30 protein-coding genes and 1 pseudogene are annotated in these 26,050 nt (G+C 39.9%); 12 read left to right on the top strand and 19 right to left on the bottom strand.

Annotation, left to right across the window (positions count from 1 at the left end; translation table 11 throughout):
- Window positions 1-72: 72 nt before the first annotated feature.
- The 3 genes from flgA (at window position 73) to PR800_RS01790 (ending at window position 1,945) form a co-directional block, all read left to right on the top strand.
- Window positions 73-711 (top strand): flagellar basal body P-ring formation chaperone FlgA, encoded by a 639-nt coding sequence (gene flgA / locus PR800_RS01800; protein WP_181490167.1) that lies wholly within the window; start codon window positions 73-75, stop codon window positions 709-711.
- Between the two features lie 481 nt (window positions 712-1,192).
- Complete coding sequence (flgM, locus tag PR800_RS01795; RefSeq protein WP_272530081.1) at window positions 1,193-1,495, top strand: flagellar biosynthesis anti-sigma factor FlgM; 303 nt, start codon at window positions 1,193-1,195, stop codon at window positions 1,493-1,495.
- A gap of 9 nt (window positions 1,496-1,504) precedes the next feature.
- Entirely contained in the window at window positions 1,505-1,945 is a 441-nt protein-coding gene (locus tag PR800_RS01790; protein WP_102139593.1) for a flagella synthesis protein FlgN, read from the top strand.
- A 44-nt stretch (window positions 1,946-1,989) separates the two neighbouring features.
- Here the strand turns inward: PR800_RS01790 and PR800_RS01785 are convergent, their stop codons facing one another.
- From PR800_RS01785 to flhB, 4 genes are all read right to left on the bottom strand, one after another.
- Window positions 1,990-2,310 (bottom strand): helix-turn-helix domain-containing protein, encoded by a 321-nt coding sequence (locus PR800_RS01785; RefSeq protein ID WP_210848454.1) that lies wholly within the window; start codon window positions 2,308-2,310, stop codon window positions 1,990-1,992.
- Entirely contained in the window at window positions 2,303-2,689 is a 387-nt protein-coding gene (locus tag PR800_RS01780) for a type II toxin-antitoxin system RelE/ParE family toxin (protein ID WP_210848453.1), read from the bottom strand. The genes PR800_RS01785 and PR800_RS01780 overlap by 8 nt, the downstream gene beginning before the upstream one ends.
- A gap of 167 nt (window positions 2,690-2,856) precedes the next feature.
- Window positions 2,857-4,956, bottom strand: a complete 2,100-nt coding sequence (gene flhA / locus PR800_RS01775) for a flagellar biosynthesis protein FlhA (protein WP_206276964.1) — start codon at window positions 4,954-4,956, stop codon at window positions 2,857-2,859.
- Window positions 4,949-6,100, bottom strand: coding sequence for a flagellar biosynthesis protein FlhB (flhB, locus tag PR800_RS01770; protein WP_102139590.1), 1,152 nt, complete (start codon window positions 6,098-6,100; stop codon window positions 4,949-4,951). Before flhB ends, flhA begins: the two co-directional genes overlap by 8 nt.
- A gap of 263 nt (window positions 6,101-6,363) precedes the next feature.
- Here flhB and PR800_RS01765 point away from each other — a divergent pair, with 263 nt between their 5' ends.
- Genes PR800_RS01765 through PR800_RS01755 form a run of 3 tightly spaced genes read left to right on the top strand, consistent with a single transcriptional unit; the run spans window position 6,364 to window position 7,484 of the window.
- Complete coding sequence (locus PR800_RS01765; RefSeq protein ID WP_239978867.1) at window positions 6,364-6,603, top strand: type II toxin-antitoxin system CcdA family antitoxin; 240 nt, start codon at window positions 6,364-6,366, stop codon at window positions 6,601-6,603.
- A complete protein-coding gene (locus PR800_RS01760; RefSeq protein WP_272530078.1) occupies window positions 6,603-6,911 on the top strand; it encodes a CcdB family protein in 309 nt (102 codons plus the stop codon). Before PR800_RS01765 ends, PR800_RS01760 begins: the two co-directional genes overlap by 1 nt.
- A 15-nt stretch (window positions 6,912-6,926) precedes the next feature.
- Complete coding sequence (locus PR800_RS01755) at window positions 6,927-7,484, top strand: hypothetical protein (RefSeq protein ID WP_272530076.1); 558 nt, start codon at window positions 6,927-6,929, stop codon at window positions 7,482-7,484.
- A gap of 42 nt (window positions 7,485-7,526) precedes the next feature.
- On the opposite strand, the gene PR800_RS01750 is transcribed toward PR800_RS01755, so the two are convergent.
- The 13 genes from PR800_RS01750 to flhD form a co-directional block, all read right to left on the bottom strand.
- On the bottom strand, window positions 7,527-7,832 hold the full coding sequence (locus PR800_RS01750; RefSeq protein ID WP_229597565.1) for a helix-turn-helix transcriptional regulator: 306 nt from the start codon (window positions 7,830-7,832) through the stop codon (window positions 7,527-7,529).
- A gap of 87 nt (window positions 7,833-7,919) precedes the next feature.
- Window positions 7,920-8,558 (bottom strand): protein phosphatase CheZ, encoded by a 639-nt coding sequence (locus tag PR800_RS01745; RefSeq protein ID WP_195698496.1) that lies wholly within the window; start codon window positions 8,556-8,558, stop codon window positions 7,920-7,922.
- 24 nt (window positions 8,559-8,582) lie between these two features.
- Window positions 8,583-8,975: a chemotaxis response regulator CheY gene (gene cheY, locus PR800_RS01740; RefSeq protein ID WP_004255705.1), complete on the bottom strand. Its 393-nt coding sequence runs from the start codon at window positions 8,973-8,975 to the stop codon at window positions 8,583-8,585.
- Between the two features lie 41 nt (window positions 8,976-9,016).
- A complete protein-coding gene (locus PR800_RS01735; RefSeq protein WP_210843760.1) occupies window positions 9,017-10,084 on the bottom strand; it encodes a protein-glutamate methylesterase/protein-glutamine glutaminase in 1,068 nt (355 codons plus the stop codon).
- Entirely contained in the window at window positions 10,084-10,920 is an 837-nt protein-coding gene (locus PR800_RS01730; protein ID WP_102139584.1) for a CheR family methyltransferase, read from the bottom strand. Before PR800_RS01730 ends, PR800_RS01735 begins: the two co-directional genes overlap by 1 nt.
- 133 nt (window positions 10,921-11,053) lie before the next feature.
- Window positions 11,054-12,622: a methyl-accepting chemotaxis protein gene (locus PR800_RS01725; RefSeq protein ID WP_102139583.1), complete on the bottom strand. Its 1,569-nt coding sequence runs from the start codon at window positions 12,620-12,622 to the stop codon at window positions 11,054-11,056.
- Window positions 12,623-12,738: 116 nt separating this feature from the next.
- Window positions 12,739-14,424: a methyl-accepting chemotaxis protein gene (locus tag PR800_RS01720; protein ID WP_102139582.1), complete on the bottom strand. Its 1,686-nt coding sequence runs from the start codon at window positions 14,422-14,424 to the stop codon at window positions 12,739-12,741.
- Between the two features lie 104 nt (window positions 14,425-14,528).
- Entirely contained in the window at window positions 14,529-15,026 is a 498-nt protein-coding gene (cheW, locus tag PR800_RS01715) for a chemotaxis protein CheW (protein ID WP_004909833.1), read from the bottom strand.
- A gap of 16 nt (window positions 15,027-15,042) precedes the next feature.
- Window positions 15,043-17,127, bottom strand: coding sequence for a chemotaxis protein CheA (cheA, locus tag PR800_RS01710; RefSeq protein WP_195698492.1), 2,085 nt, complete (start codon window positions 17,125-17,127; stop codon window positions 15,043-15,045).
- A 103-nt stretch (window positions 17,128-17,230) separates the two neighbouring features.
- Window positions 17,231-18,148 (bottom strand): flagellar motor protein MotB, encoded by a 918-nt coding sequence (gene motB / locus PR800_RS01705; RefSeq protein ID WP_102139580.1) that lies wholly within the window; start codon window positions 18,146-18,148, stop codon window positions 17,231-17,233.
- Between the two features lie 7 nt (window positions 18,149-18,155).
- Window positions 18,156-19,043 carry a flagellar motor stator protein MotA gene (gene motA, locus PR800_RS01700; protein ID WP_004909829.1) on the bottom strand — a complete coding sequence of 296 codons (888 nt, stop codon included), beginning with the start codon at window positions 19,041-19,043 and terminating at the stop codon, window positions 18,156-18,158.
- Window positions 19,044-19,139: 96 nt separating this feature from the next.
- Window positions 19,140-19,730: a flagellar transcriptional regulator FlhC gene (gene flhC, locus PR800_RS01695; protein WP_102139579.1), complete on the bottom strand. Its 591-nt coding sequence runs from the start codon at window positions 19,728-19,730 to the stop codon at window positions 19,140-19,142.
- The gene (gene flhD / locus PR800_RS01690) at window positions 19,727-20,077 is read right to left on the bottom strand and encodes a flagellar transcriptional regulator FlhD (protein ID WP_004909823.1); all 351 of its coding nucleotides are present in this window, start codon (window positions 20,075-20,077) and stop codon (window positions 19,727-19,729) included. Before flhD ends, flhC begins: the two co-directional genes overlap by 4 nt.
- A gap of 1,647 nt (window positions 20,078-21,724) precedes the next feature.
- Here flhD and PR800_RS01685 point away from each other — a divergent pair.
- The 5 genes and pseudogenes from PR800_RS01685 to PR800_RS01665 form a co-directional block, all read left to right on the top strand.
- Complete coding sequence (locus PR800_RS01685) at window positions 21,725-22,171, top strand: hypothetical protein (protein ID WP_102139578.1); 447 nt, start codon at window positions 21,725-21,727, stop codon at window positions 22,169-22,171.
- Between the two features lie 528 nt (window positions 22,172-22,699).
- Window positions 22,700-23,695, top strand: coding sequence for an acetyltransferase (locus PR800_RS01680; protein WP_195698490.1), 996 nt, complete (start codon window positions 22,700-22,702; stop codon window positions 23,693-23,695).
- Between the two features lie 147 nt (window positions 23,696-23,842).
- Window positions 23,843-24,112 carry a hypothetical protein gene (locus PR800_RS01675; protein ID WP_102139576.1) on the top strand — a complete coding sequence of 90 codons (270 nt, stop codon included), beginning with the start codon at window positions 23,843-23,845 and terminating at the stop codon, window positions 24,110-24,112.
- A gap of 233 nt (window positions 24,113-24,345) precedes the next feature.
- Entirely contained in the window at window positions 24,346-24,615 is a 270-nt protein-coding gene (locus PR800_RS01670; RefSeq protein WP_331001551.1) for a phage antirepressor KilAC domain-containing protein, read from the top strand.
- Window positions 24,612-24,866: pseudogene (locus PR800_RS01665) on the top strand (ORF6N domain-containing protein); the annotation flags it as partial. The gene PR800_RS01670 and the pseudogene PR800_RS01665, both read left to right, overlap by 4 nt.
- Before the next feature lie 154 nt (window positions 24,867-25,020).
- Here the strand turns inward: PR800_RS01665 and PR800_RS01660 are convergent.
- A complete protein-coding gene (locus PR800_RS01660; RefSeq protein ID WP_102139573.1) occupies window positions 25,021-25,410 on the bottom strand; it encodes a hypothetical protein in 390 nt (129 codons plus the stop codon).
- Between the two features lie 172 nt (window positions 25,411-25,582).
- Here PR800_RS01660 and PR800_RS01655 point away from each other — a divergent pair, with 172 nt between their 5' ends.
- Entirely contained in the window at window positions 25,583-25,726 is a 144-nt protein-coding gene (locus tag PR800_RS01655; RefSeq protein ID WP_166266863.1) for a hypothetical protein, read from the top strand.
- A 26-nt stretch (window positions 25,727-25,752) separates the two neighbouring features.
- Here the strand turns inward: PR800_RS01655 and PR800_RS01650 are convergent, their stop codons facing one another.
- On the bottom strand, window positions 25,753-25,884 hold the full coding sequence (locus tag PR800_RS01650) for a hypothetical protein (protein ID WP_256372931.1): 132 nt from the start codon (window positions 25,882-25,884) through the stop codon (window positions 25,753-25,755).
- Window positions 25,885-26,050: the final 166 nt, after the last annotated feature.

Here is a 26,050-nt window from a genome sequence, read left to right as displayed (position 1 = left end):
GCAATCGTGAAAAAGTTTGTTTGTTGGGGGGAATACAACGGGATGTATTACGCTAAAAAAATGCCATTATATATGGTAATCAGTTTGTTAGGGCTTACTCCAGCGCTTTCTGAAGCGTCGTTACCCCAAGATATCAACCATTATTTTCGCCAAATTCATGGCAAGAAAACGCACATTTCAATAGAAATTAAAACCCCAATTGAGCGTTGGCCAACTTGTGAGCACCCTCAAATCAACCCACCTATTGGTGGACGCAATATGGGTAATGTTTCCCTCCCAGTACAATGTGGCAAGAAAAAACAGTTTATTCAGCTAACGGTGAATGTTACAGGCCAGTATTACGTAGCCACACGTAATATAACCAGAGGGGAATCTATACAGTTTGTTGATATCGGAACTAAAAAGGGCTTATTACATAAGCTACCAGCAGGCGCAAGCACCGATAAAATCGCACTTCGCGGAGCGATCGCCCTGCGCAATATTCCAGCCGGACAAACATTCACAAAATCAATGACAAGACAACCATGGGCAATAAAAGCGGGGCAAACGGTATTTGTGTTCGCCAATGGTGATAATTTTTCAGTGAAATACGAAGGCAGAGCGATTAACAACGCCACTGCCGGCCAAAATACCCGAGTGCGCTTGTTAAATGGGCAAGTTGTGAATGGGGAAGCGCTCGAAAATGGCAGTGTTCAAGTGGCATTAAAATAAAAACAACCCCACTTGTACTCTAAATAATTCAAGTGGCAGCTAGGCAACAAGTGAAGAGAGACCGATGAGCATACATGAGTATGTGATCCGGCGAGCTGAGCGCAGTCAACAACACTGCAGATTGAAGTATCACGAGTATATACTCTAAATAATTCGAGTTGCAGCTAGGCGACAAGTGAAGATAGACCGATGAGCATACACAAGTATGTGATTCGGCTATCTGAGCGCAGTTAACAACGCTGAAATTTGGAGTATCACGAGTATTTACTCTAAATAATTCAAGTGGCAGCTAGGCGACAAGTGAAGATAGACCGATGAGCATACACAAGTATGTGATTCGGCTATCTGAGCGCAGTTAACAACGCTGCAACTTGAAGTATGACGAGTAATGCAATATTTTGTAACACTATACACACTAAAGATTCATCAATATAAGCCGATAACTCACATATGAAAAAAATCGGAAATAGGAAAACACATTATGGCTATTGAGCAAACATCTGCAATTTCTGCGTTGACTCAGGTGACAAACCGCGACCCACAAGATGCGACAGCCCCGATGCGGGACAAAAAAGTGTCCACTAATGAAGTCGTTAAAGAAAGTTCTTTTGCTCCTAGTGAGCTACAAAAAAAATTATTACAACCACAAGCAAGTGATATTAATAGTGCTAAAGTTGAACAAATTAAACAAGCAATCAAAGATGGCACCCTAACTATGGATGCTGAAAAAATTGCTGATGGCATTTTGCGTGATGCTCATGAATGCATGTTATCAATGAAATAAATAACCACTATGACTGACGAATTACTGATATTACTTGAGCAACAACTCGCCCATTTGCAATCATTACAAATAGTGATGAAAAATGAAGAGCTATTACTAGGTTATCACCGTGTGCCGCCTTCGCCTTTTCAGGAAACCACTGAACAAAAACGGTTTTTAGTTGCTGCGATCGGCCATGGTGAAACAAACCGCCTAGCGTTAGAAGCACAATCTGAGATCAGTGCACCTTATGAAGGCAATGATGCACTAGCAGGTGTATGGGAAGCCATTAAAAGCTTAACAACTGAGCTAAAAGAGCTGAATTACCGTAATCACCAAATGCTACAATTGCATATTGAGCTCAACGCTCAACGCCTCAATTTTGTGAAAAAACATAATAACCAATCCACTTATGGTGCGGATGGTTTAGAGTCAAAAAGCCCTGCATTAGGTAAGAAAATTTCGATTTAAGGTGGATATTGCCTTTGTAAACTTAAAAACCGCCCTTTTATTTACTAGATAATAAACACCTTTTCATCAATCAATGTGAGTAGCCTTAATGCTGCACCATTTGGTTTAATCTCCCCTCTTTCCCATTTGGAAACACTTTCCTTAGTCATATTTAATATCAAAGCGAGAGAAGACTGAGAAATATTATTTTGCTCACGAATACGTTTAATATCCGCTCCTGTCATAGGCTTAGGATTAGTGAATTTTTTCTTGAGCTCTTGTGCTTTTATCCGCGCTTCGATACGGCGAGCCGCAGTATCATCAGCAGCACCAATTGCTTCCATTTCTTGAGCAAACTGTAGCAACTCATTGAGTTTATTAGTCACAATTAACCTCCATCAACAGACTTGCTTTTAACATCATATTTATTTTGGCATCATCCGCCTGTAGTAGAACTTTCGCAATATCCTTATAAGATTCAAGGAGGTCATCCTCTATTTCCTTGGTATTTTTCGACCTTAAGTGAGACTTCAACCAAGCATCTGCGAAAAATAAATGACGACCTTGCTTGAAAAAAATAACGGTTCTGATACCGCCGCTTTTTCCTTTACCTTGCAGAGGTAAACGTTTTTTTATCACCCCGCCGCCTAAGTCCGCTTCATATTGCCCTGCAAATATATCCATTGCAGCATTGATCAATTCAAAGTCACTTAAGTGTATCTTTTTTACACTATTTCTGAACATTTTCGTCTTGTAAATTGCCATCCATAGCCACCATAATTTTTACTATAGTAAAAATTACCATGATCAAGAAAAAAGTATATCCTAATTAAGCAAACCCATGGAATAAAAAAAGAGGCAAATCACCACATCATATTGGCGATTTGCCTCTTTTTAGTACTGCACCTAAATGTCAAATAATACCGATAAAATTAACTACCACTAATCATCGACGTCATTCTTATCTTACGGTGGTCCGTCATTTCTAAATTCGACATAACCACCAGCTGCGGCAGGCTGCGACGCAAGAAACGCGATAAAATCAAACGCAAACCATGGTTGACTAATAATACCGTTGGTGCCCCCATCGCCTCTTGGTGTGCCACGGCTTGCTCCGCTTGAGTTTGAATAAACTGTGCCAAATTCGGCTCTAACCCACCGCCGTTCTTCGCGGCTTGCAGTAAGATCTGCTCAAGGCTAGCCTCTAAACCAATTACTTGAATTTCTTCTGCATGACCAAACCACTGCTGTGTGATTGCTCGGCCTAATGCAATGCGCACTTGAGATGTTAAATAATCGGTATCTTTATTTTCCCCGTTTTCCCCTGCCATTTCAGCCAAGGTTTCAATGATGGTGCGCATATCGCGGATCACCACATCTTCCATTAATAAATTTTGCAGTACACGGTGCAAAATCGTTAATGAAATCGTATCTGGGATCAAGTCATCAGCCAGTTTTGGCATCTCTTTTTTCACACGGTCATACAGCATCTGTGCTTCTTGGCGGCCAAATAAGGTGCTGGAGTTTTGCAGTAAAATTTGATTAAAGTGAGTTGCTACCGCAGTACTCGCTGATACCACCGTATACCCTTGAATTTGTGCTTGTTCACGTAAATCATCATCAATCCAGATTGCGGGTAAACCAAACGCAGGCTCTTTAGTGATATCCCCCTGTAGCGTCCCCGCGGCATTGCCTGGGTCAATAGCCAGACTGCGCCCTGGCTGTGCTTCACCACGTCCAACTTCCGCACCCTTAATCAGAATTCGGTATTCACATGGGGAAAGCGCTAAGTTATCGCAGATATGCACCACTGGTGGTAAGTACCCCACTTCTTGAGCAAATTTCTTACGTAAACCACGCAATCGCCCTAATAACTCGCCTTGCTGTTCATTATCGACTAATGGGATCAACCGATAACCCACTTCCATCGCCAATAAATCTTCTAATTGCACGTCATCCCACGTGGCTTCAACCACTTTATTGGCTTCTTGGAAATGCTGCGATTGGCTATTATCTCCCATGGCATTTTCCGGTTGCTGCGATTTACGCACTAAATACCAACCAAGGGCAGCCAATGCTGCGGTAAACAGTAAAAAGACAAAGTTAGGCATGCCCGGGATCAAACCGATTAAACCGAGAACACCCGCACTCAACCACATCACGCGAGGGTTATTGAATAGCTGGGTGACCATCTGTTCACCCACATCTTCATCGGTTGCGACACGAGTGACAATAACCCCTGCCGCTGTTGATATAATCAAAGCAGGTATTTGCGCCACAAGCCCATCACCGATAGTCAGCAAGGTATATGTACTCGTCGCATTCCCCAAAGACATATTGTGTTGAGCAACACCAACAATCAGCCCACCCACTACGTTGATCACCATAATCATGATCCCCGCAATAGCATCCCCACGGACAAACTTACTCGCACCGTCCATTGAGCCATAAAAATCAGCTTCTTGTGTAACCTCTGTGCGACGCTTTTTGGCTTCATCATCACTGATGATACCCGCGTTGAGGTCCGCATCAATCGCCATTTGCTTGCCTGGCATTCCATCAAGAACAAAACGTGCACCCACTTCAGCAATACGTCCGGCTCCTTTTGTGATAACCATAAAGTTAATCAATACGAGGATAATAAACACCACTATACCAATTGCAAAATTCCCCCCCACCAAGAAATGGCCGAATGCTTCGACGACTCGCCCGGCAGCATCTGGTCCTGTATGGCCTTCCATTAGGATGATCCGGGTAGAAGCGATATTCAAAGAGAGTCGCAGTAAAGTTGCAAACAGTAATATGGTTGGAAAAGCGGCAAAATCCAACGTACGCTTGGTAAACATCGCCACTAATAACACCATAATGGAAAGCGCAATATTAAAGGTAAACAGTAAATCCAATAAAAATGCCGGTAATGGCAATACCATCATCGACAAAATCAATAAGATAAGAACCGGCCCGGCCAGTATTTGCCACTGCGTTCCCTGTAAATTTTTCGGCAATTTTAATAATGAAGCCAAATTAGCCATCGCGATTGTTATCTCCAGCAAAGTCCAGCGTCGGTGGCACTGGTAAATTTTTCGGTTTTTTTGGCCTGAGCCCACCTTCACGGCGCCAACGACGCAGTTGGTAAACCCATGCTAAAACTTCTGCAACCGCTGCATATAATGCAACAGGAATGCTTTGCCCTATCTCCGCGTGGCGATATAGCGCACGAGCAAGCGGCGGTGCTTCTAACTGTAATATTCGGTGCTCTTCACCAATTTCTTTGATGCGCTGAGCCAATACGCCTGCCCCTTTCGCTAATACTTTTGGTGCCCCCATTTTTTTGTCATCATATTTTAGGGCAACCGCATAGTGTGTCGGGTTAGTGACAATAACATCCGCACTTGGGACATCCGCCATCATTCGGTTACGCGCAATCGCACGCTGCTGTTGACGGATTTTAGCTTTAATTTGAGGGTCACCCTCTTGCTGCTTGAATTCATCTTTGATTTCTTGGCGACTCATGCGCAATTTTTTCAAATGGGAGCGAAACTGATAAAAAACATCAAAAGCCACCATAGGAATAAGCAAAAACACAATTAAATACCCTGCAAAAATGACTTTCTGCAATGCATTACTTAGCGCCGTAACGGGTGATTCCATGACTAAATGCAGTAATGAGGGCCAACTTTGCCAAAGAAAAATAAATGCCCCTAACCCCACAAATAACGATTTCAAAATCGCTTTAAATAACTCCGATAACGCATTCATAGAAAAAATACGTTTTAGCCCTTTGATTGGATTTAACTTTTTCAAATCAAATTTAATCAACTTGCTATTGAAAACGAGTCCCCCCACTAACGATGACGCAGAAATACCCACTAACGCTAACCCGCCGATGACGGGTAATAAAGCAAATAACGCCTCACTCACAACGCGCCCTAAGTAACTGAGCATCAAACCTGTATTTTGCAAGTAATGGCTATCAAATATAAAACCCTGCCGAGCAATTTGCCGTAGTTGTGTCGCCAGATGCCCACCACTTAGCCATAGCAAGCTCACGCCTGCTAACATCATCATTAGCGAGCTAAGTTCTTTTGAACGAACGATTTGCCCATCATCTTTGGCTTTTTGCTTCTTATGGGGTGTGGGTTCTTCTGTTTTTTCTACATCACTCTCGTCGGACACCGCGGTTCCAAAATTTAATGAAAATACGAGTTATCGCTATAGCATGACAGAGTGTAAAAAAATCAATGGTGGAAAATAGACGCAGTTCAAGGGGGTTATTTGCCTATTGAGCAATAAGGCGGCAATTTTGCGAAGGGCTTCGCAAACATGAGCGCCCACTGAAGATAATCCTATATTTCGTATTAATAAAGAATAAAATCCCTATATGAGCAATAAGCACGCTAAATTACATGTGTATGAACACGTGTAATTAAGGAAATCCCATGAATACCACGGCTCAAAGAATGAAAAAAACCGTCAGTGTCACGGTGGCGCCTGAACTCTACGAACAAGCTAGGCAGGCAAAACTTAACCTATCTGCAATACTAACGTGTGCCTTGCAGGCTGAATTAAAACGCCTAGAAGCGCAGAAATGGAAAAATGAAAATAGAGAAGGTTTTAACGAGTTAAATAGGCTCAATGAAGAACATGGATTACTCTCAGATAAATACAAGGATTTTTAATGCAATATTGCCTCTATCAAAATCGAGAAGATACGGTTAAATACCCGTACTTACTGGATATTCAAAGTAATATTATTGATATATTGAATACTCGCTTAGTCATCCCGTTATTCGATAGTAGGCTTGTTAAAAAACCATTACCTGTACGCTTAAATCCACAATTATCTATCAACGGGCAGGTTTTTATTTTAATGACCCATCAAATGGCTTGTGTTCCTTATTCATTATTAGGGAAAGAAATCGTTGATTTGACTCACCAACGAGACACGATTAAACACGCAGTTGACCTGCTTATTAATGGCTTTTAACGACAAAAGGTTATTATGGATACTTGCCACCTTGTTGCCCCAAATATCACTTTAGAAGATGCCCCAAAAGAAGCCTCACGTATGCTTAATTGGCTAAAACAGCAAGGTATTATCGACCCTGATTTTCAAGGTATCGAGTATGGTGAAGTGATTTATCGTCCTACCCCCGCTCACAAAGAACCCATTTTGTACGTAATTAATGATGAAATCGTGCCGACTCAGTTACCTGAAGATACCTTGAAAAACTATTTATCTATCGTTACCGAACGCACTGTATTCCATGCAGGGGGAAATGGTCTCGGTATTTACTGCCCACAGTGTGCAAATGAACAAAGCGAACAGAGTCACGCATGGGGTGATGCGGTATCCGACTGGTATGAAGGAAAACCAGAAAATCTCGCTTGTTTCTGTTGCGATTTTCATGCCCCTCTATCAAAGTGGCGGTTTTATCCACAATGGGCATTCGGCAATCTAGGTTTCAGTTTTCATAATTGGGATATACGCGATGATTTTGTTGACCAATTTGAGCAAGTTCTTGGCAGCCAAATTATCACGGTTTATCAACATGATTAGCAATTAAATTACCCACATCAATACTAATTGGCATACCTATTATTATTTAGATGAGAAATCTAATGTAATCCGCATTCCCACCGCTTCTGCGTACTTTAGTAATGTGCCTAATTTCGGGTCGAACTGCGCTTTTTCCAAGCGCGACACGTTTTGCTTTTGTGTTTGCATTTTCTCCGCAATTTGCATCTGGGTTAAGTTATTGGCTAAACGCGCTTTTTTTAGTTGATTGATTAACGCTTGCCTCACGTGTAACTCAGAATAACATTCGTCGCTATCCTCTTCATTTTCTTGAACTGTTTCAGCTTGTTCTTTCATTACCAAAGTCGAAATTAAATCGTTATTTATCATTGCAATTTCCTCCTTGTCGCTCAAGTACAAGAAAACTACCCTAACCCTATGTAATTAGAGTAGTTTAATTAAAAACCATGTTGGCAATTAGAAGCCTAGTTCATCGAGTAAATCATCAACCTGAGACTGTGATGCCATCACATTAACGCCTTCTTTATTGATCTGCGGGCCATTAAGCAGACCTTCATTTTGCGTTTTCGCACGCATTTCAGGTGGCGTGTTTTCCATTAACAGTGCGAGCAGTTGTTTCTCTGCTTCTTCAACTACTTCCATCATTTTTTTGATGACTTGCCCTGTTAAATCTTGGAAATCTTGCGCCATCATGATCTCCAACAGCTCTGCTTTAGTCGTTTCGCTGTCTTGGATCACTTGTCCTAAAAAGGCTTCTGTTGACTCACGCAATTGCGCAGGAACCGTATCTCCAGCGGTTTCTTGCCATTGTTGCTGCAGCTCCTGCGCATTCTTATTCATGTCCACTTGCAGTGGTTTGATGACATCAATGCCATTTAAGGTTTTCTCTGCCGCTTGCGCTGTCATTTGTGCGATATAACGCAGCCTGTCTTTACCGTCTGGAATACTGGCCACCGCCTGTTGAACGCTTTTTTCTAGGCCCAATTCGCGCATACTCTCACGCAGGGTTCTCATTAGCGTACCAATGCGCGTAATGACTTGTTTTAAATCATCATTACCATTGCGAATACCTTCCATACCCACTTGTTCAGTCATGAAAATCTCCTTTGGCGCGCACTGTTATTGCAGACCCATTTTTTCAAATACTTTATTCAGTTTTTCTTCTAAGATAGCGGCAGTGAACGGCTTAACGACATAACCACTCGCACCCGCTTGCGCTGCAGCAATAATATTTTCTTTTTTCGCTTCGGCTGTCACCATTAATACGGGGATATGCTTCAAAGCATCATCACCACGAATGGTTTTAAGCAACTCAAGGCCATCCATGTTTGGCATATTCCAGTCAGCCACGACAAAATCAATGCTACCTGTACGGATTTTCTCTAATGCATCAACACCGTCTTCCGCTTCTTCTATTTTGTTAAATCCGAGCTCTTTTAATAAGTTACGGACGATACGTCGCATTGTAGAAAAATCATCGACAACCAAAAAACTAAGATCTTTAGCGGCCATAACCACTCCTTCAAAATACAATTGTGAGTTCCTGCCTCGGTTTAAACCGTGACAGAAGAAAGTCTTGCTAAAACACTTGGGGCAATCTTGAGGATATCTTGCACTTCATCCGCAGCCCCCATTTCAATCGCCGCACGAGGCATACCAAACACAACACAACTACTTTCGTTTTGTGCGTAAGTAATTGCCCCCTGCTTATGTAAATTTAATAGCCCTTTTGCTCCATCCATCCCCATTCCTGTCAATAAGATCCCAATACATTTTCGCCCAACACATTGAGCAACCGAATCGAACAGCACATCAACAGAAGGACGGTGGCGGTTAACAGGTTCGCTTTGTTGTAAAATGACTTGAAATCCCTTGCCTTTATCAGCAATCAACATATGCGAATCGCCCGGTGCAATATAGGCATGGCCTTTTTGTAATAACTCGTTGTGTTCGGCTTCTTTTACGGTCAAAACACAGAGCTTATTCAAGCGATCAGCAAAAGAACGTGTAAAACCCGCAGGCATATGCTGAGTAATCACTACCGGAGGACATTCATGAGGTAACATTTCCAGAAATTGACGTATCGCCTCCGTGCCTCCAGTCGATGCGCCAACCGCAATCACACGGCTATTGCAAACATAAGGAGAGAGCGCTTTGGCTTGAGACGCTGGTTCACTGATCTTTTTTTCTGGACGAGCAAAGCGGCTCCGTTGCGTAATTTTAGACATTGCTGCCGCACGGATTTTTTCACCAATAATATCGCGATAACTCATCATCGTTTCACGAATACCAATTTGGGGTTTTGTGACAAAATCCACGGCACCTAATTCCAACGCTTTTAACGTCACCTCTGAACCTTTCGACGTTAATGTTGAAACCATTACCACAGGCATTGGATGCAAACGCATTAATTTTTCTAAGAAATCAATACCATCCATTCGTGGCATTTCCACATCTAACGTGATCACGTCCGGTTCATGCTGTTTAATTAAGTCACGTGCGACATAAGGGTCTGGTGCAGTATCGACCACAACCATGTCTTCATGACTATTAATAATTTCACGCATTAATTGGCGCATCAGTGCTGAGTCATCCACACATAGCACTTTAATTTTTTTCATTACCCCCTCCTCGCAGCTTGTAAGCTGTAGACGGTTTGCCCTTTAATAACGAAACTTTGCGATAGCTGTGATAAATTTTCGGAATGCCCAATAAATAGCAAGCCATCTGGCTTAAGCAATGTGGCAAAGCGCTCTAACATTTTGATTTGCATTTCTTTATCAAAATAAATCATGACATTACGACAAAAAATCGCATCAAATCGGTGCTGCATTTGCCAATCATGATCACTCAAATTTAAATAACGAAATTCAATCATTTGGCGTAATGCAGGCTTGACTCTCGCATAGCCATCAAACTCGCCAACGCCTTTCATAAAATAACGTTGTCTCTGTAATGCCGTTAAAGACTTCAGCTCTTCTATGCGATACACACCTTGTTTCGCTTTTTCTAGCACTTCCGTGTCAATGTCACTGGCAATCACTTTGGCATTGATGGCGTTTGGCCCAAGAACATCGCTCAGTGTCATTGCTATCGAATACGGCTCTTCTCCTGTTGAAGATGCGGCACACCAAATATTAATGGCGCTATTTTTACGAGTGCGAACAAAGTCTGCTAACGTCACAAAATGATGTGGCTCACGAAAAAATGCCGTTAAATTTGTCGTCAAAGCATTCACAAAAGCTTGCCATTCTGCATGGTGAGGCTCACGCTCTAACATTCGTAAATAATCTGAAAAATTGTCGATATTACAATCACGTAACCGCTTTAATAGCCGGTTATAGACCATATTTTTTTTATTCATGGTGAGGACAATGCCTGATTTTTTATGAATAAATCGACAAACCCGACCAAACTCATCATCAGTCAGTGGTTCTACCTGTGGTACAAAAAGCATCGTACTTGTCGTCCTATTCAATAAAAACCCAGAGGCAGCCAGTTATTTGGCTGCCTTTTAGGATGGATAACCTAAGGAAAAATAACCTGTTACGGTTATCCACCGAAAATTCAGAAACGAATTTTCACAATACTTAACGCCGATTACGATTTAAATGGCTTTCGGGTAATTCAAAGAATGCGACGGTATCGACTAAGTTGTTTGCTTGGTCTTCTAGTGCCGCTGTCGCACTGGTCGATTGTTCAACTAATGCCGCATTCTGTTGTGTCACTAAATCCATTTGGCTTACTGCTGTGGCGACTTGCTCAATGCCACGGCTTTGCTCATTGGAAGCAGACGCAATATTACCCATTAATTCAGTAACTTGGTTAACAGCTGCAACCAATTCACTCATGGTTGCACCCGCCTCATTAACCAGTTGAGAGCCTTGGCTCACTCTGCCAACAGACTCATCAATCAATGTTTTAATTTCTTTTGCTGCTTCCGCGCTACGCTGAGCCAATGCCCTGACCTCACCGGCAACCACAGAAAAACCACGCCCTTGTTCACCCGCTCGAGCGGCTTCAACGGCGGCATTCAATGCTAAGATATTGGTTTGGAAAGCGATGCCATCAATCACACTAATAATGGCGCTAATTTTTTGTGAGCTATTGGAAATCGAGGTCATAGTGTCAATCACATCTTCAGTGATCTCTCCACCTTTCGTTGCGGTTTTTGATGCACTCACCGCCAGTTCACTCGCTTGGCGTGCGTTATCCGCATTCTGCTTAACAGTTGCTGTCAACTCTTCCATACTCGCCGCAGTTTCTTCTAGTGATGCCGCTTGCTGTTCAGTACGTGATGATAAGTTATTATTTCCTAAAGCAATCTCACGGATCCCTGTATACATTTGATCAGTGTTCGAGCGCAATGCTGTCACTGAAGTCACTAAAGACTCCTGCATGTCTTTTAACTTACCAAATACTTCACCAATTTCATCACCGGTTGTGACTTCAATTTTTTGATTTAGTTTGCCATCCGCCACTAATGCAAAGTGATCTCCCATACTTTTTAGCGGGTTAATGACTTTACGTTTCATCCAGTAGTGAGCAAATGCGATAACAGCGATGATGATGACGATCACTGAGGCGAATGAACTCCACGCAAACGTGTTATACATTCTTGCTGCTGCAAGAGATTCATCGTTTTCCGCATTCAGTAATTCAAGGTACTCCTCGACAACTTGCTCTAACTGATCCTGGTTTTCTTGGGCAGGAAGTTCAATATAGGCGGCAATGTCGTTGTTATCTAAATGTGTTTTTAATGCTTTGAGTGTCAATACAAATGCTTTATACCGGCTCTCAAGTGCTGCGAGATTTTCTTTTTCACTCAAAAGAGGTTGGTTTTTAAACCTGATGTAGTCTTTCTCAGCTTCTTCGAGTAATTTATCAAAAGTCACTCTCGTTTCTTCAATCAATGGTTCGTTACCACCCACTTTATGCAGCAAAGCAATTTGCGTCAGGCTATTGCGTGCTTGCATCAGGTGTTTACTGGTTTCTTCAAGCATCGCCCGCTTATCAGACCCCAAATCAATACGCTCTAAAGATTTTAATTCACTTACAACAATCCCAACAGAAACCCCGCTAGACACAATCTGCATCCCACAAAATAAAATGAGAAGTAGATACAAACTCACCGAAATTCGGATATTTTTACCAAACATAGAAATCCCCACTTGTGCCAGCTAAGAGAACTGAACCTCTGAAACATTGCCTTGTTTTCTAATGCACAGAAACGCTGCAAAACCGAGGCTTTGCAGCGAAAAACTGAGCTTAACCCTTAGAAAGTTTCCCAATTGTCATCATCTTTATGTTCTTTCGATGACAGTTTTGTCAGATCCGGTGTTTTAACGATATTTGAAACCGTTCTTGCTGCCGGCTGAATATTGCGTATTTCACTTTGTTTTAATGGTGGTAAACGGAAGATAGAGATCAGTTGCGACAGTTTCGCCACTTGTTCTTCCAAGACATTAGCTGCCACCGCAGATTGTTCAACCAACGACGCATTTTGCTGTGTAACTTTGTCCATTTCTGCAACAGCGATACTGACTTGTGCAATCCCTTTGCTTTGCTCATCGGATGCGGTCGCAATGTGCGTCATAATGTCAGTCACCCGTGTGACAGACTCGACAATCTTGGTCATCGTTTCACCTGCATCTTCTGCTTGGCGAGCACCTGTCCCTGTTCTTGACACTGAATCTTCAATTAACGTTTTAATCTCTTTAGCGGCATCAGCACTACGCTGTGCTAAGTTACGCACCTCATCAGCGACGACGGCAAAACCACGTCCGTGCTCACCGGCCCGTGCCGCTTCGACAGCCGCATTGAGCGCTAAGATATTAGTTTGGAAAGCGATGCTATCGATAACTGCGGTGATATCAGAGATTTTCTGTGAGCTATCCGCAATATTTAGCATGGTACTGACGACATTCGATACCACTTTGCCGCCTTCTTTCGCTATCACTGAAGCTTGGTTTGCAAATTCACTGGCTTGGTGAGCATATTCGGTATTTTGTTTTACGGTTGCAGTCAACTCACTCATACTGGCGGAGGTTTCTTCTAAGCAAGCGACTTGTTGCTCAGTTCGTGCCGACAAGTCATTGTTACCTGCAGCAATTTCAGTTGTACCTTGGTAAATAGTTTCGCTACCATCTAGCACACCACGAACGGTATTAATCAGTTCCTGCTGCATATGTTGAACGCCATTGGCCAACTCACCAATTTCATTATTGGCAATCGTGGTCACGTTAGGTGTTAAATCGCCTGACGCAAAGACTTTAATACGTTCAATTAAGATATTGAGTGGCTCAATAATACCTTTACGAACATAGCGATAACTGAAGAAACCAATTAAGGCGAGTAAGATAGATAACGTCACCAACATATATAACGATTGGCGATAGTTATTATCTGCATTGACGACTTCGGCCTGGAAATCAGCAGAAATGTCCGCAAAATACGCATTAAATTGCTCTTCAAATTTCACTTGGTGCCCTGAGGTTCTGTGTGCATAAAAACCTTCAAGATCGCCTTTTTCCGCAAATTCACCTAACTTGATTAATGCGTCTCGATAGGTTTCATAGGTGCTAAACAGTTTTTCAAATTTGGCTTTATCATAATCTGAACTTTGCATCAGCTTGTTATAGCGGACATAAGCATCATCAGCAGCTTTAAAGTTACGTTTAGCGGCTTTAATCAAGTCTTCTGTCGTTGCATCGTCTTGAATTTTACGACCTTCAAGTAAATAGGCATTGATAGAGCGGTTTAAGTTTGCCCGAGCTTGTAACAAATTGACCCAGCTTTCTGTTAATACTTGTCTTTGGCGTTGTAATGAATTCAAATAACTGATGCTATCGCTGTTATCGCCCAGTTTGGTAAACATCAACCCACTGGACACCAGTTGCAGCAAAATAAAGATAAAAATGACGGACAAAAGTCCCGATACGATTTTAATTCGACTGTACATGACGTTTTACTAACATAATTTTGTTGTATTTTGGATATCGGTAATCCAACCAAAAACTTTAGTTAATGACTTATTATTATTTGAACAATTATTGGGGCTGAGAGTTACTCAGCCATGCTGTCAATCAGCGCCATTTCATCGCTAGTTAATAATTTTTCGATATCGACTAAAATCAACATACGGTCATTTAATGTTCCGAGCCCTGTCAAATATTGAGTCGATAATGTCACGGCAAAATCAGGCGGTGGCGCAATTTGTTCTTCATTCAAAACCAGCACATCTGAGACGCCATCGACCACAATACCGACGACACGATCTTTTAAATTCACGACAATAACGACCGTGTTATCGTTATACACCACGTTTTCATGGGAGAACTTCACCCGTAAATCAATAATCGGAATGATGACTCCACGTAAGTTAGTCACTCCTTTGATAAAATCAGGGGTATTCGCGATACGAGTTACTTGTTCGTAGCCACGAATTTCCTGCACTTTTAAGATCTCAATGCCATATTCTTCTTCACCCAAGGTGAAAATAAGGTAGCCTTCGCCGTTTTTTTCTTCTTCGTGTTTATTTAAATCATCATCTAACATAGACATGGTGTATGGCCTCTATTTAGTGCACGACAGGTTGAGAAACCTGCTGTTTCTTTTTAATCAAAATGCTGTTATTCATTTTTTGTAGCTCAGCCACATCTAAAATCAATGCAACAGAACCATCGCCCATAATCGTTGCTGCAGAAATACCAGGGATCTTGCGATAATTACTTTCAATATTTTTTACGACGACTTGTTGCTGCCCAACTAATTTATCGACTAACAACGCAAAACGGTGGCCTGCATTTTGAATAATCAGCACAATACTGTTATCTAGATTTCGCTCGGCTTCTTCGATGGAAAATACTTGGTGTAATTCAACAAGTGGTAAATATTCACCGCGCACAAGCAACATTTTTTCCTCGCCAGCTAAGCGATAAATATCCTCTTGGCGAGGTTGCAAGGTGCTGATAATGGCACTCAATGGGACGATGAAAACATCCTCCGCAACTTTCACAGACATACCATCCAAAATGGCTAGAGTGAGCGGTAATAAGATGCGGATAATAGTCCCTTTGCCTTCGGTAAAACCGATTTGAATACGGCCGCCCATGTCTTGGATATTTCGTTTAACCACATCCATTCCAACGCCACGTCCCGAAACATCCGTTACGACTTCTGCCGTTGAAAAACCCGGAGCCATAATCAGCATCGCAACTTCATCATTGCTCATACCATCATGCACACTCATGCCTTGTGATTTCGCTTTCGCCAAAATACGTTCACGGTTTAGCCCAGCACCGTCATCACGAACTTCAATGCAAATATTGCCACTTTGGTGTGCTGCCGCTAAGGTCAATGTGCCAGCTTCTGGCTTACCATTTGCCACACGAACTTCAGGCTTTTCAATCCCATGGTCGAGGCTATTACGAACAAGGTGATTCAGGGGGTCGACGATGCGCTCAATCAAACTCTTATCCAGCTCAGTTGAGCTTCCTTCGACTTTCAGTTCGATTTTTTTACCTAATTTGGAAGCTATATCGCGTACCATCCGCGGGAAACGGCTAAACACGTAGTCCATTGGCATCATGCGAATTGACATAACGGATTCTTGCAAAGCGCGGGAATTACGCTCTAACTGTACGATTGAGCTTAACAAATCACTGTATTCGTTCTGATCGACATGTTGACTATGTTGGGTCAACATGGATTGAATAATCACCAATTCCCCCACTAAGTTGATCAACTGGTCAACTTTCTCTACGGCCACACGAATGCTGCTCGAATCCCCTTTCGGTTTAGCGACTGCCGTTTTTTTAGCTGGGGTAGCTGACACGGGTACGGTAGGTTTTACCGAGGTTTGTGGCGTATCTTGCGATTCTGCGACGTCACTTACCTCTGTTTCAATTTCACTTGCTTCAACTTTATCGTCATTTAATAACGTTTCTTCTTTCGAAAAAGCGCGGCAATCTGCAAAGGAAATGGCTTCATGGTTAATTTGCGATTCATCCACCACAAAACATAGTACTCCACTAATATCATCAATATCCGTATTAGTGCCCACCCATGCTTGCAAACTATTTGCTGTTTTTTCAGTGTGATATAAATGCCCAAATAAACTGAGTTCATCCGCCAGTAAATCAACTTCATTTTCTTTGAGCTGATTTAACGAGATCATAAAGTAGTGTGAATATTCACCTTGCTCCGTGGAAGTTTCTTTAACAACCGTATTCTCAACTTTAGGCTCAGGTAGCGCAGCATCTATCTCAGCGACCTCTTCTGCTCTATTTTCAACCCGGCTAAGCACCTCACAAATGCGTTTGAAAGTGTCTTCATCTGGCAAAGAATCATTTTTATAGGCATCTAACTGTGATGCCATGACATCCTTAGCATCGAGAAAGACATCAATTATGTCAGGTGTGAGCGTTAACTCATCATGACGCGCCTTGTCTAAAAGATTTTCCAATGTATGAGTCGTATTCTGCAACTGAGTGAAACCAAAGGTTGCAGCCCCTCCTTTGATTGAATGGGCACTGCGGAAGATGGCATTTAGTTGCTCGCTATCCGGGTCAAAAGGATCAAGATCAAGTAAATGTTGTTCCATATCCCTGAGCAACTCATCAGCTTCATCGAAAAATGTTTGATAAAACTCGGTAATATCCATGGTTTTTATCCAATTTCGCTTAAGTTTCACTTAACGCTGACTGCCGAGCAACCCGGCAGACAACTAAACAAGTTATGTAATAAATTCAAATAACAGCAATTCATCACGGTATTTTCACCGCAGCGACAACACCCACGGCCGTTTCTGGCATGGGCTTTTGCGGTTTATTGAGCACATCATTAATCGGCTTCGCGCCATCGTATTCACGGAGAATTTGTTTAGTTTCTTCATCATTCAACACAATGATGCTTATCCGACGGTTGATCGGGGCAAAGCCATCTTCTTTATCTAAATGAATGGCTGAAGCCATCCCCACCACGCGTAAGACTTTGTTTTCATCCATTCCACCGCGGATCAACTCGCGGCGCGAAGCATTTGCACGATCTGATGATAATTCCCAGTTGCTATAATTAGCCCCGTTGGCATAAGCCAGATCATCGGTATGCCCAGAGACACTAATTCGGTTTGGTACATCATTAAGAAGTGGCGCTATTGCACGCAAAATGTCGCGCATATAGGGTTCAACCGCTGCCGAACCCACTTTAAACATCGGTCGATTTTCACTATCAACAATTTGAATACGTAGCCCATCATTAATCATGTCAATCAGTAAATGGGGCTTTAATTCGTTCAAACGCGGGTCTTTTAAAATAGCCTGCTCAAGAGACTCTTTTAATTTCTCAAAACGATAATTTGCATTACCATCAATAATATTATTCGGTTCAGGCATCACATCCCCATCACGAAAAATAGGGTCTTTCCCCCCACCAGGGATCGGATTTGTGGCATCGCCACTTTTACTTCCTGGGTTGATAGCTGTACTTAAGGGGGTGCGAAAATATTCAGCAATTTGTGTTAACTCTTGAGGACTTGAAATTGAGATCAGCCACATCACTAAAAAAAACGCCATCATCGCTGTCATAAAATCGGCATAAGCGATTTTCCATGAACCACCATGCCCGTTTTGCTGATGCGAACTGCGCTTTTTAACTCGAATAACATGAGGTGTATTGGCTGCCATCCGTTAGTTACTCCTCTGTTGTTTCTTGTGAGCGAGCACCTACTTTCACTTCTCGAACTTTATCCTCGAGTTCAACAAATGAAGGCCTATCTGCGCTGAATAACACCTTGCGGCCAAATTCAACCGCTATTTGAGGAGCGTAGCCTTGCAATGCTGAGAGGAAAGTCACTTTAATGCATTCCATCATTTTCAGTTGTTCACTACTACGCAACCTAATCAGTGCAGCTAAAGGTAAAATAAAGCCATAAGCCACTAAAATACCTAGAAATGTCCCGACCATTGCATGGGCAATTAAAGCCCCCAACTCACCCGCAGGGCGATCCGCTGAGCCCAAGGCATTAACAACCCCCAGAACAGCCGCAACGATCCCAAAAGCTGGCATAGAGTCACCGACCATATTTAAACCTGAAGCTGGCACTTCATTTTCTTGACGAAAGGTTTCTAACTCTTCATCCATTAAAGCTTCAATTTCATGGCTTTGTAAGTTACTACTCACCATCAGACGTAAGTAATCCACGATAAACATCATGGTGGACTCATCTTTTAAAATACGGGGATATTGGGAAAAAATTTCACTTTCACTTGGATTATCAATGTCTTTTTCAAGTGCTAGCAGCCCTTGTTGGCGTGATTTATTCAGTAATTGAAATAACAACGCCATTAAGTCCATTGACATTGTTTTATTGTAGGAGGAACGACGGAAGAGTTTTGGTAATACTTTGCACAAGGCGACGATGGATTTGCCACTGTTACCAACAACAAAGGCACCTAAACCTGCACCTAAAATAATGACAAATTCAGCGGGTTGATAAAGCGCACCTAAATGGCCACCGACCATTAAGTATCCGCCAATAACCGCAACTGTAACAATGATATACCCGATGAGTATTAACACAATATTCCCTTTCACTCCGTTGGTTAACAGATGGCAGTCAAAGGGAATATTAGGAGTGACAGGCAAAACCTTTGCCTGTTAACCAAATCAATCCAATTACATTACCGCTTTAGTAATGCCATCCTGTCGATATACCGTAATATCGGCTAGATGCTCGGAAAGTTTACGTTTTTTTATTGCCCGTGATGGCGGTTGGCATAAACTGCAAGTGAAGCTATTTTCAGGAATATGTGCGTAGGTAATAAAAGAACCATGGCAACAACTACATTGTGAACTTTGTAACATACCACTTTCCACAAAACGGACTAGGGTCCAAGCACGTGTTAAAGCCAACAAAGGCTCTTCACCGGGTTCTGGTATACACTGTTCAAGATATAATCTATATGCTCGTAATATGGCATCAACACCGCGACATTGGCCACTTTTAAGTAAAAATTGATAAGCATTATAGAACATGGATGAATGAATATTCTGTTCCCACGTCATAAACCAATCTGTGGAGAAAGGCAACATCCCTTTTGGTGGAGGGCAACCTCTCAGCTCTTTATATAAACGAACTAAACGGCCACGACTGATTTGAGTTTCACTTTCTAACATTTGAAGGCGAGCGCCTAAAGAGATCAATTCCATGGCTAGTCGAATATCATTCGCTTCTTGGACAATACTTTTTTCAGCTGAGGTACTCATCTTTTTCTCGCTATTTCGGTGTCGCCCTCATTATGCGTTTGCAATAATCGGGTCGAAAGTAAAATACCTGTATGAATTTGTTGTAATTCATCAACTCTTGAATCACGGGTTAGCTTTTCAATTGTGTCACTATTATCAAATCTAAACTGGCAGATTAGCTGGTTTGTCTCTGCTAATTTGACTAATTGAGGAAGTGTAAGGTCTGCTAAAGTAGTTGCCATTGCATCAGAGATACCTAGACGAAACATCGCAGAGGCTTTCTCTTGAGAGATGAGTTTTTGGGCTAATAGCAAATATGAGAGGTTAATATCGTATATATGCTTCAGAAAATCTGTCGTCGAGCTCATTTTTTTTCCTTTCCGAATATTATCAACATCTGTGCGATCTGTGTGCAAAAAGAACAAATATGAATTTGAAAGTATTGTGTAATCAAATTATTAAATTTAAAAAGTAATTAAATTGGGTAAATGTAATTCCATTATTTTCCCATGTCATCCATTCAAAAATACCCAATTTGGAGTATAGATACACTAATTTCCAAACCTAAATTAAATATATTTCCTGAATACCTACAACAATAAGGAGTGACCAAAAAATTAGCGATTTCCATAAGAATCAGAAATTACTGATGTCATTATTAGTCGCCAATTATTATGCACCACTAAATTAACTATTCAAGGTACTTATGTTTCTTTTTGTACCAATGAGATGATTACCCATCAATTCATTAAATAATCTTCATTATTTCTTTATCTTCTATCACCTTATCCTAAATATCAACAACATTTTCAGTCACCCTAAGCAAAATGACAGGATTTTAATCAAAGCAACAACTCTTTAGATGCGATAACTAAGCAAAAAAAACCAAGCACAACATCAAAAACAAAATATTGATCCAAATCAATTTTTAGCATTAAGAAACTGAGTTGCACATAAGTGCATTAAGCCGTTATCGGCATTATTGGAATAAAACTTAATCATTAATTTTCAATAAGTTTAATCTATACTCCAACCATCGTTCAAAATTATTCAATCGTAGTTATCATAAAAACACTCATTATATTGTCATACATATTAAGTGTTCGCTTCTATTTTCATTAGATTCATTAAACAATGATTTTAATACCACCATATGACAATATTAATAAAATTTATAAAATTCACATCATTGACCAGTAATAAAAATCTATTTAGCTTAAATGCATCTGTTAGATCATTTTACTTATTTGGTAATTTAAGTAATTATCTTGTTATTAGTTCATTAAAGTAATTTTTTTGATTAATTAATATTTACTTTTTTATCTAAAATAACTGAAGTCTCATTTTTTTTAATAAAAAGATCAACCTACGCCAACCTGCCACTTTTGAGTCGAGAGCAAAAAATGAAGGTTTCAATTGAGAACATTCCGCTTTCCATATGTTTTTTATATCTCTTTTAAAATATTTGATCGGCACTTAAAATAGAAAGAACTAAAGATATTATTACTTGCCTTCATGCCTATCGTTTTTAGCTATTTTCACGTAACACCTCAAATTTAATTAACGTTAGTTATAGTAACCATTGATTACTATATACTTTTATTTTAACAAAATACCCTAAACAGCAATCAAACTTAAGTAAAATCGCTTAATCGAATAATGAAAAATTAAAAATTAAATTACTTTTAGTTAAAATAATTCAGTGAGGAACCTGCTTATAAAAGAAGCTAATTTATTACAATTTTTATGGTCAAAAAATTTTTTCAATTTGCGATAGCCCTCACACTTGTTTTCTTTATTTCTCAATAATTTCCGAATAAAACGATTCTCACATTGGTATATTTATGTTAAGAAGATCACATTAATCATTTCCAATGACGACCAGTGAATAAAATACAGGGCCAATAGACATAGAAATAAAGGAAGAAATGACTAGTTAAGTGAAGTGATAAACTTGTTTTCCTCATACGCCAATGCAACACTTAACACACTGGAATATAATTTGAAGGAAAAACATGTTCACTTATCAAGCAGCAGTTGAATTTATTGAGGAAGAAAATATTTATGAAATCAATTTTAGCGATTTTCCTGACCTACAGGGTGTTAGCTATTGTAAAGAAGACGTTGAGTTAGAAGCCCAAGAAATTCTGCTAGCCACTTTTGCGGAACATATTGAGCTCAGGAAACCAATTCCACTCGCAACGCAAACAAAAAGTGATGCAACCTTTACTGTTTATTTACCTATAATCTGCTGCTTAAAAATTGCTTTGCATAACGCTATTCTCAACTCTGCAATACAACGTGTCGATCTCGCTCGCAGGTTGAACATCAACGCACAACAAATAGAACGCTTACTAGATATTCATTACGCATCCAAAATTGACCTTTTAGAACAAGCCTTATATCTATTAGGCGTCGAAGCTTCAATCACTGTGACGCAAAAATTGCTTGATAACAGCTAAGCTAGCCATAATTCAAAGCCAATATAATGAAAATCTCATGGAAAAAACTAGGATCCCTTTACTTATTTCTTACGTATACTAATAAGTGCTAATGTAATAGCAGAGACTTGAGTTAAATTTAGCTCCTAATATCTCAAACTCTGCAGTTACAATAATCCCTGTTTATTCAGTGCATTACAGAATAATAGTACCCTATTTCAAACCGCCTCTTTTTAACTGCTCAAAACTCAATCAAATTTTACGTTCCCAACCAAAATCAACTCTCCTTTCAAATAGCCTCTCAGTTTTTTAGTTCCGCGCTCTAATAGCCTGTGATTTTATCCTGCCATTGAGTGCTAAAAAATTAAGCGATACTTTATATTCCGTTCCTAAACTAGCTAATTTTTCACAATAATAGTGAGGTAGTAACGCAAAAAGACTAATCAATATTTGACAGGTATTTACCCATTCTATAATCCTTAAAATAATTCATTTCAAATTAAAACCTCAATGAGGTACAATTAATTAGTTTTTAGATAGGGTATATGTATGAAGAAAGAAAATAGCTTAATCTCAAATATAAAAAATAGCGAGCAACCATACTGGCCTACACTAAAATTAATGTTAAGCTCATTAATTGTTTTTAATTTTTATTTAAATTTAGTTGATAAAAACAAATATTCATTGCTTATTAATGCTTTTGACTTAACATTAATACCTATGTTTGTATTTATAGTCGCATTTATAACAAAAAATACAACATGGAAAGAGTTACAATCTCACCTTCTTCCTGCTTTTATAATTTACTTTACGTTTCAAACAATCGATATGCTCCCACTCTATTTTACCGGTGAGTTAACGTTAAAAACATATCTATTTTCTCCTCAGTACGGAGTTTGGTTTTTTTTAGCAACACCTATATGGCAAGCTATCTTTTTATTACTACCAAAAAGCGTTAAATCAAACAAATTCAAGCTATCTACAATCTTAGCTATATCACTATTAATTTCATTAATAACAAAAACTTACCTTATGCCAATCTCAGGGTTTTTCTCGGTTATTTTATACTTTCCTTTTTTTGTAATAGCTTACTTCATTAACAATGAAAATATATCTTCGCTAAGAAAAACTCCTATTATTTCTATTTTCTGCATAACAACCTTAACTATTTTATTCCTTAATTATCGAGAGACTTTCTTTGAATCAGTATTCAACACAATTAGTCCATATTTATTCCTCGTCTCATTTCCTGTCTATATTTTAAATTTTGCAATAAGCCTAATATTAGGTTTGAGCATTATTTACTTTGCTTTATCAACCCATAAATATGCAAAAGTATCAAACAATGCCTTAGGTGTTTATTTGATTCATCCTATTATTTGCTTTGTTATATTACAAACTTTAAATTATTTAGGCATAGAACTTAGCTTGCCCCTAATAATAACAGCGACTCTAGTCACAATTAGTTTAGCACTTTTATTAGCGTCAAACTCAATTATTCATTGGTTTATTGAGCCAGTATTTCGCTCTAATAAATTGAAATAATAAATTCATGAAGGATGTAATAGCACCCTCTTAAATGTCAAATATATTATTGGCATAGATAATGTGAACAGAACCTTTACAAAACTTGTAACCCATTTAATATTCATTTGATAGTATCCCATTGAATTCATCACAATGGAGTGTTTTATGCGCAAATATATTGCACCTTTAGCGGTAATCTCAATCACACTATCTACGTTCGCTATGGCCAGCTCTATACAAACCTCATCAGAATCTGTACAGGTAAAAGATGGTGTTATTAGTGCCCCTGAAGTCACCATTAAGTTAAACGGAACACAATCAGACAAAGGGTCACAGGAAAAGATTATCGTAGAAGCTGATTCTATCGAAATTGTCGATGGGGAACTGCGAGCAAAGGGCGCTAAATTATATGAACAGAATAAGGAAATAGAATAAGTAACTTATTGCCTGGGCAACGACAGCTCAGGCAATAAAAAACCCACCAGAGTATTTTTTTATTCCAACTTCGTATTCTTCTTTATACTCATTCCTTGTTGCAACACATAGCCACTTATCTGTGGATTTGCCATTTTCACTTCTATGTGCCCTTATTTGTTCTAGAATTTTCCCTTGCCTCTATCAGCTATGCAAGAAAGGGGCGATTAGAAAAGTATTGAAATGGTTCTGCGATATGCATACTTAGCACCAGATCACTTAAGCAATTGCAAGTAAATCCTAAAAAATTGTTCGACCTAATGAGCCATAGCAAATGGATTTACCGCCGTATCGGTTCGGTTTGGATTGGCTATCAAGATAAAATCCAGCAAGACTTACTTGAGCATAAAGTTTCTGTAGTAAAAAATCGCACTGGTGAAGATAAGCAAGTGTCACAAGTTCGTGTTACTGCCAAAGGTTTATCTAAATTAGCAAAACTGTTAAGCGTGGAGGTAATGGCATGAACGCATTAACCGTTCAAAATTTACCGCCTGTTCAACATAACGGGTTTCGTGTAATCACCACCGAACTCTTAGCTAACGTTTATGAAACTGAAATTAATAATATTCAGCAAAATTTTAAACGTAATAAAAAACGCTTTATCGAAGGCAAACATTACTTCAAGGTTGTCAGTGACGCACTCAATAATTTGCGACTGACAGTGAGTCAGTTACAAATATCAGCCAAGGTTAGAAGCCTTATCCTCTGGACAGAATGCGAAGCTTAACCCTACCTAAGAGTATGAAGTTACGCGCAGACTGGCAGAAATGAATGGTGTTATTTACGCCAACCTCATGAGTCCGCAAGGAACTAAATCAGGCAAGCTATTAGCCTAACCACCCAGCCCAAGGACGGGCTAGATTTGGTTATCATTTTGGACTTCTACCGTTTGCATCAATCAACTTCCAGACCCCGCTATTGTATTGAAATGTCATTGTGAATTGATTATTTACCATCTCAGACCAGTAATCCAATATGACGGTATTTCCTTCAATATAAATAACATTTAAATTGTGAGGAAAGTCAGATTCTTTGTTTCTGTGATAAAAATACCTTTGAACTTGATTATCAAAATCTGGAATAGCTTTGCTAATTTCTACTATAAAACCTTTTAAGCTTTCAAAGTTGTCTACTTGCTCTGGCTCTAGCCCAATAACAATGTCGTGCTTTTGGGATACAGTAACCTCATCGTAATTGAGAATTACATCACCCAACGTTGTAATAAAATCTTCAGCTTGATACCTATTTATTCTTTTCATCTCACCATCCTATCAATTAGTTCCAGTAATGCTAACTTAGCGGGAGTGCGAATTGAAGCAAAGCACACTTTCAGATTATGCGTTTAAGTGATATTTTATTTTCTCTAATTTAATAAGGGTGACTGTATGGGCGTAGAATTTCATATAACTCGTTCTGAATGCTGGTTTGATAGTGAAAGTAACCCGATCAGTAGCGATGAGTGGCTACTTATCTAACTCATGGCAAGCCAAAGAACTTGATGAGACTGGCGACTCAGCGGCAGAACAAATGGGGTTGATAGCTGACGCAGCTTACTTGATGGCAATTCAATGTTAAAGGCTAGGGGCGATTGGATAGGAGGCTCAAATCATGCCATTCATATAGCCAATCTTAACCACCAAATCAAACACTACAAACGGGTCACTCAATGTTTGCATATACCCCATTCCATTGAACGTAGTGAAATTAATAATAAAAGCAGCGTAAGGTGACATTTTTATACCTGAAGAAAAGTAAAATTATCAATCAATAGTAATTTACAAGAATTTTTTCTCAATCAGACAAAAGCTAAATACCCCACCACAACACATTTCAAATCGCTATTAATAGTGAGGAATACGCATATTTAAGGAATAGAAAATGACGATTCAAGAATCAGAT

The organism is Providencia sp. PROV205, assembly GCF_028479505.1.
Taxonomy (GTDB): Bacteria; Pseudomonadota; Gammaproteobacteria; order Enterobacterales; family Enterobacteriaceae; genus Providencia; species Providencia huaxiensis.
This window is presented reverse-complemented; position numbering and strand designations above follow the sequence as displayed.

Excerpts from the sequence above, each read along its gene's own strand:
- flgA (WP_181490167.1), top strand. The coding sequence starts at position 73 with ATGGTAATCAGTTTGTTAGGGCTTACTCCAGCGCTTTCTGAAGCGTCG.
- flgM (WP_272530081.1), top strand. The coding sequence starts at position 1,193 with ATGGCTATTGAGCAAACATCTGCAATTTCTGCGTTGACTCAGGTGACA.
- PR800_RS01790 (WP_102139593.1), top strand. The coding sequence starts at position 1,505 with ATGACTGACGAATTACTGATATTACTTGAGCAACAACTCGCCCATTTG.
- PR800_RS01780 (WP_210848453.1), bottom strand. The coding sequence starts at position 2,689 with ATGGCAATTTACAAGACGAAAATGTTCAGAAATAGTGTAAAAAAGATA.
- flhA (WP_206276964.1), bottom strand. The coding sequence starts at position 4,956 with ATGGCTAATTTGGCTTCATTATTAAAATTGCCGAAAAATTTACAGGGA.
- PR800_RS01765 (WP_239978867.1), top strand. The coding sequence starts at position 6,364 with ATGAATACCACGGCTCAAAGAATGAAAAAAACCGTCAGTGTCACGGTG.
- PR800_RS01760 (WP_272530078.1), top strand. The coding sequence starts at position 6,603 with ATGCAATATTGCCTCTATCAAAATCGAGAAGATACGGTTAAATACCCG.
- PR800_RS01755 (WP_272530076.1), top strand. The coding sequence starts at position 6,927 with ATGGATACTTGCCACCTTGTTGCCCCAAATATCACTTTAGAAGATGCC.
- PR800_RS01750 (WP_229597565.1), bottom strand. The coding sequence starts at position 7,832 with ATGATAAATAACGATTTAATTTCGACTTTGGTAATGAAAGAACAAGCT.
- PR800_RS01745 (WP_195698496.1), bottom strand. The coding sequence starts at position 8,558 with ATGACTGAACAAGTGGGTATGGAAGGTATTCGCAATGGTAATGATGAT.
- cheY (WP_004255705.1), bottom strand. The coding sequence starts at position 8,975 with ATGGCCGCTAAAGATCTTAGTTTTTTGGTTGTCGATGATTTTTCTACA.
- PR800_RS01735 (WP_210843760.1), bottom strand. The coding sequence starts at position 10,084 with ATGAAAAAAATTAAAGTGCTATGTGTGGATGACTCAGCACTGATGCGC.
- PR800_RS01730 (WP_102139584.1), bottom strand. The coding sequence starts at position 10,920 with ATGCTTTTTGTACCACAGGTAGAACCACTGACTGATGATGAGTTTGGT.
- PR800_RS01725 (WP_102139583.1), bottom strand. The coding sequence starts at position 12,622 with ATGTTTGGTAAAAATATCCGAATTTCGGTGAGTTTGTATCTACTTCTC.
- PR800_RS01720 (WP_102139582.1), bottom strand. The coding sequence starts at position 14,424 with ATGTACAGTCGAATTAAAATCGTATCGGGACTTTTGTCCGTCATTTTT.
- cheW (WP_004909833.1), bottom strand. The coding sequence starts at position 15,026 with ATGTCTATGTTAGATGATGATTTAAATAAACACGAAGAAGAAAAAAAC.
- cheA (WP_195698492.1), bottom strand. The coding sequence starts at position 17,127 with ATGGATATTACCGAGTTTTATCAAACATTTTTCGATGAAGCTGATGAG.
- motB (WP_102139580.1), bottom strand. The coding sequence starts at position 18,148 with ATGGCAGCCAATACACCTCATGTTATTCGAGTTAAAAAGCGCAGTTCG.
- flhC (WP_102139579.1), bottom strand. The coding sequence starts at position 19,730 with ATGAGTACCTCAGCTGAAAAAAGTATTGTCCAAGAAGCGAATGATATT.
- flhD (WP_004909823.1), bottom strand. The coding sequence starts at position 20,077 with ATGAGCTCGACGACAGATTTTCTGAAGCATATATACGATATTAACCTC.
- PR800_RS01685 (WP_102139578.1), top strand. The coding sequence starts at position 21,725 with ATGTTCACTTATCAAGCAGCAGTTGAATTTATTGAGGAAGAAAATATT.
- PR800_RS01680 (WP_195698490.1), top strand. The coding sequence starts at position 22,700 with ATGAAGAAAGAAAATAGCTTAATCTCAAATATAAAAAATAGCGAGCAA.
- PR800_RS01675 (WP_102139576.1), top strand. The coding sequence starts at position 23,843 with ATGCGCAAATATATTGCACCTTTAGCGGTAATCTCAATCACACTATCT.
- PR800_RS01660 (WP_102139573.1), bottom strand. The coding sequence starts at position 25,410 with ATGAAAAGAATAAATAGGTATCAAGCTGAAGATTTTATTACAACGTTG.
- PR800_RS01650 (WP_256372931.1), bottom strand. The coding sequence starts at position 25,884 with ATGTCACCTTACGCTGCTTTTATTATTAATTTCACTACGTTCAATGGA.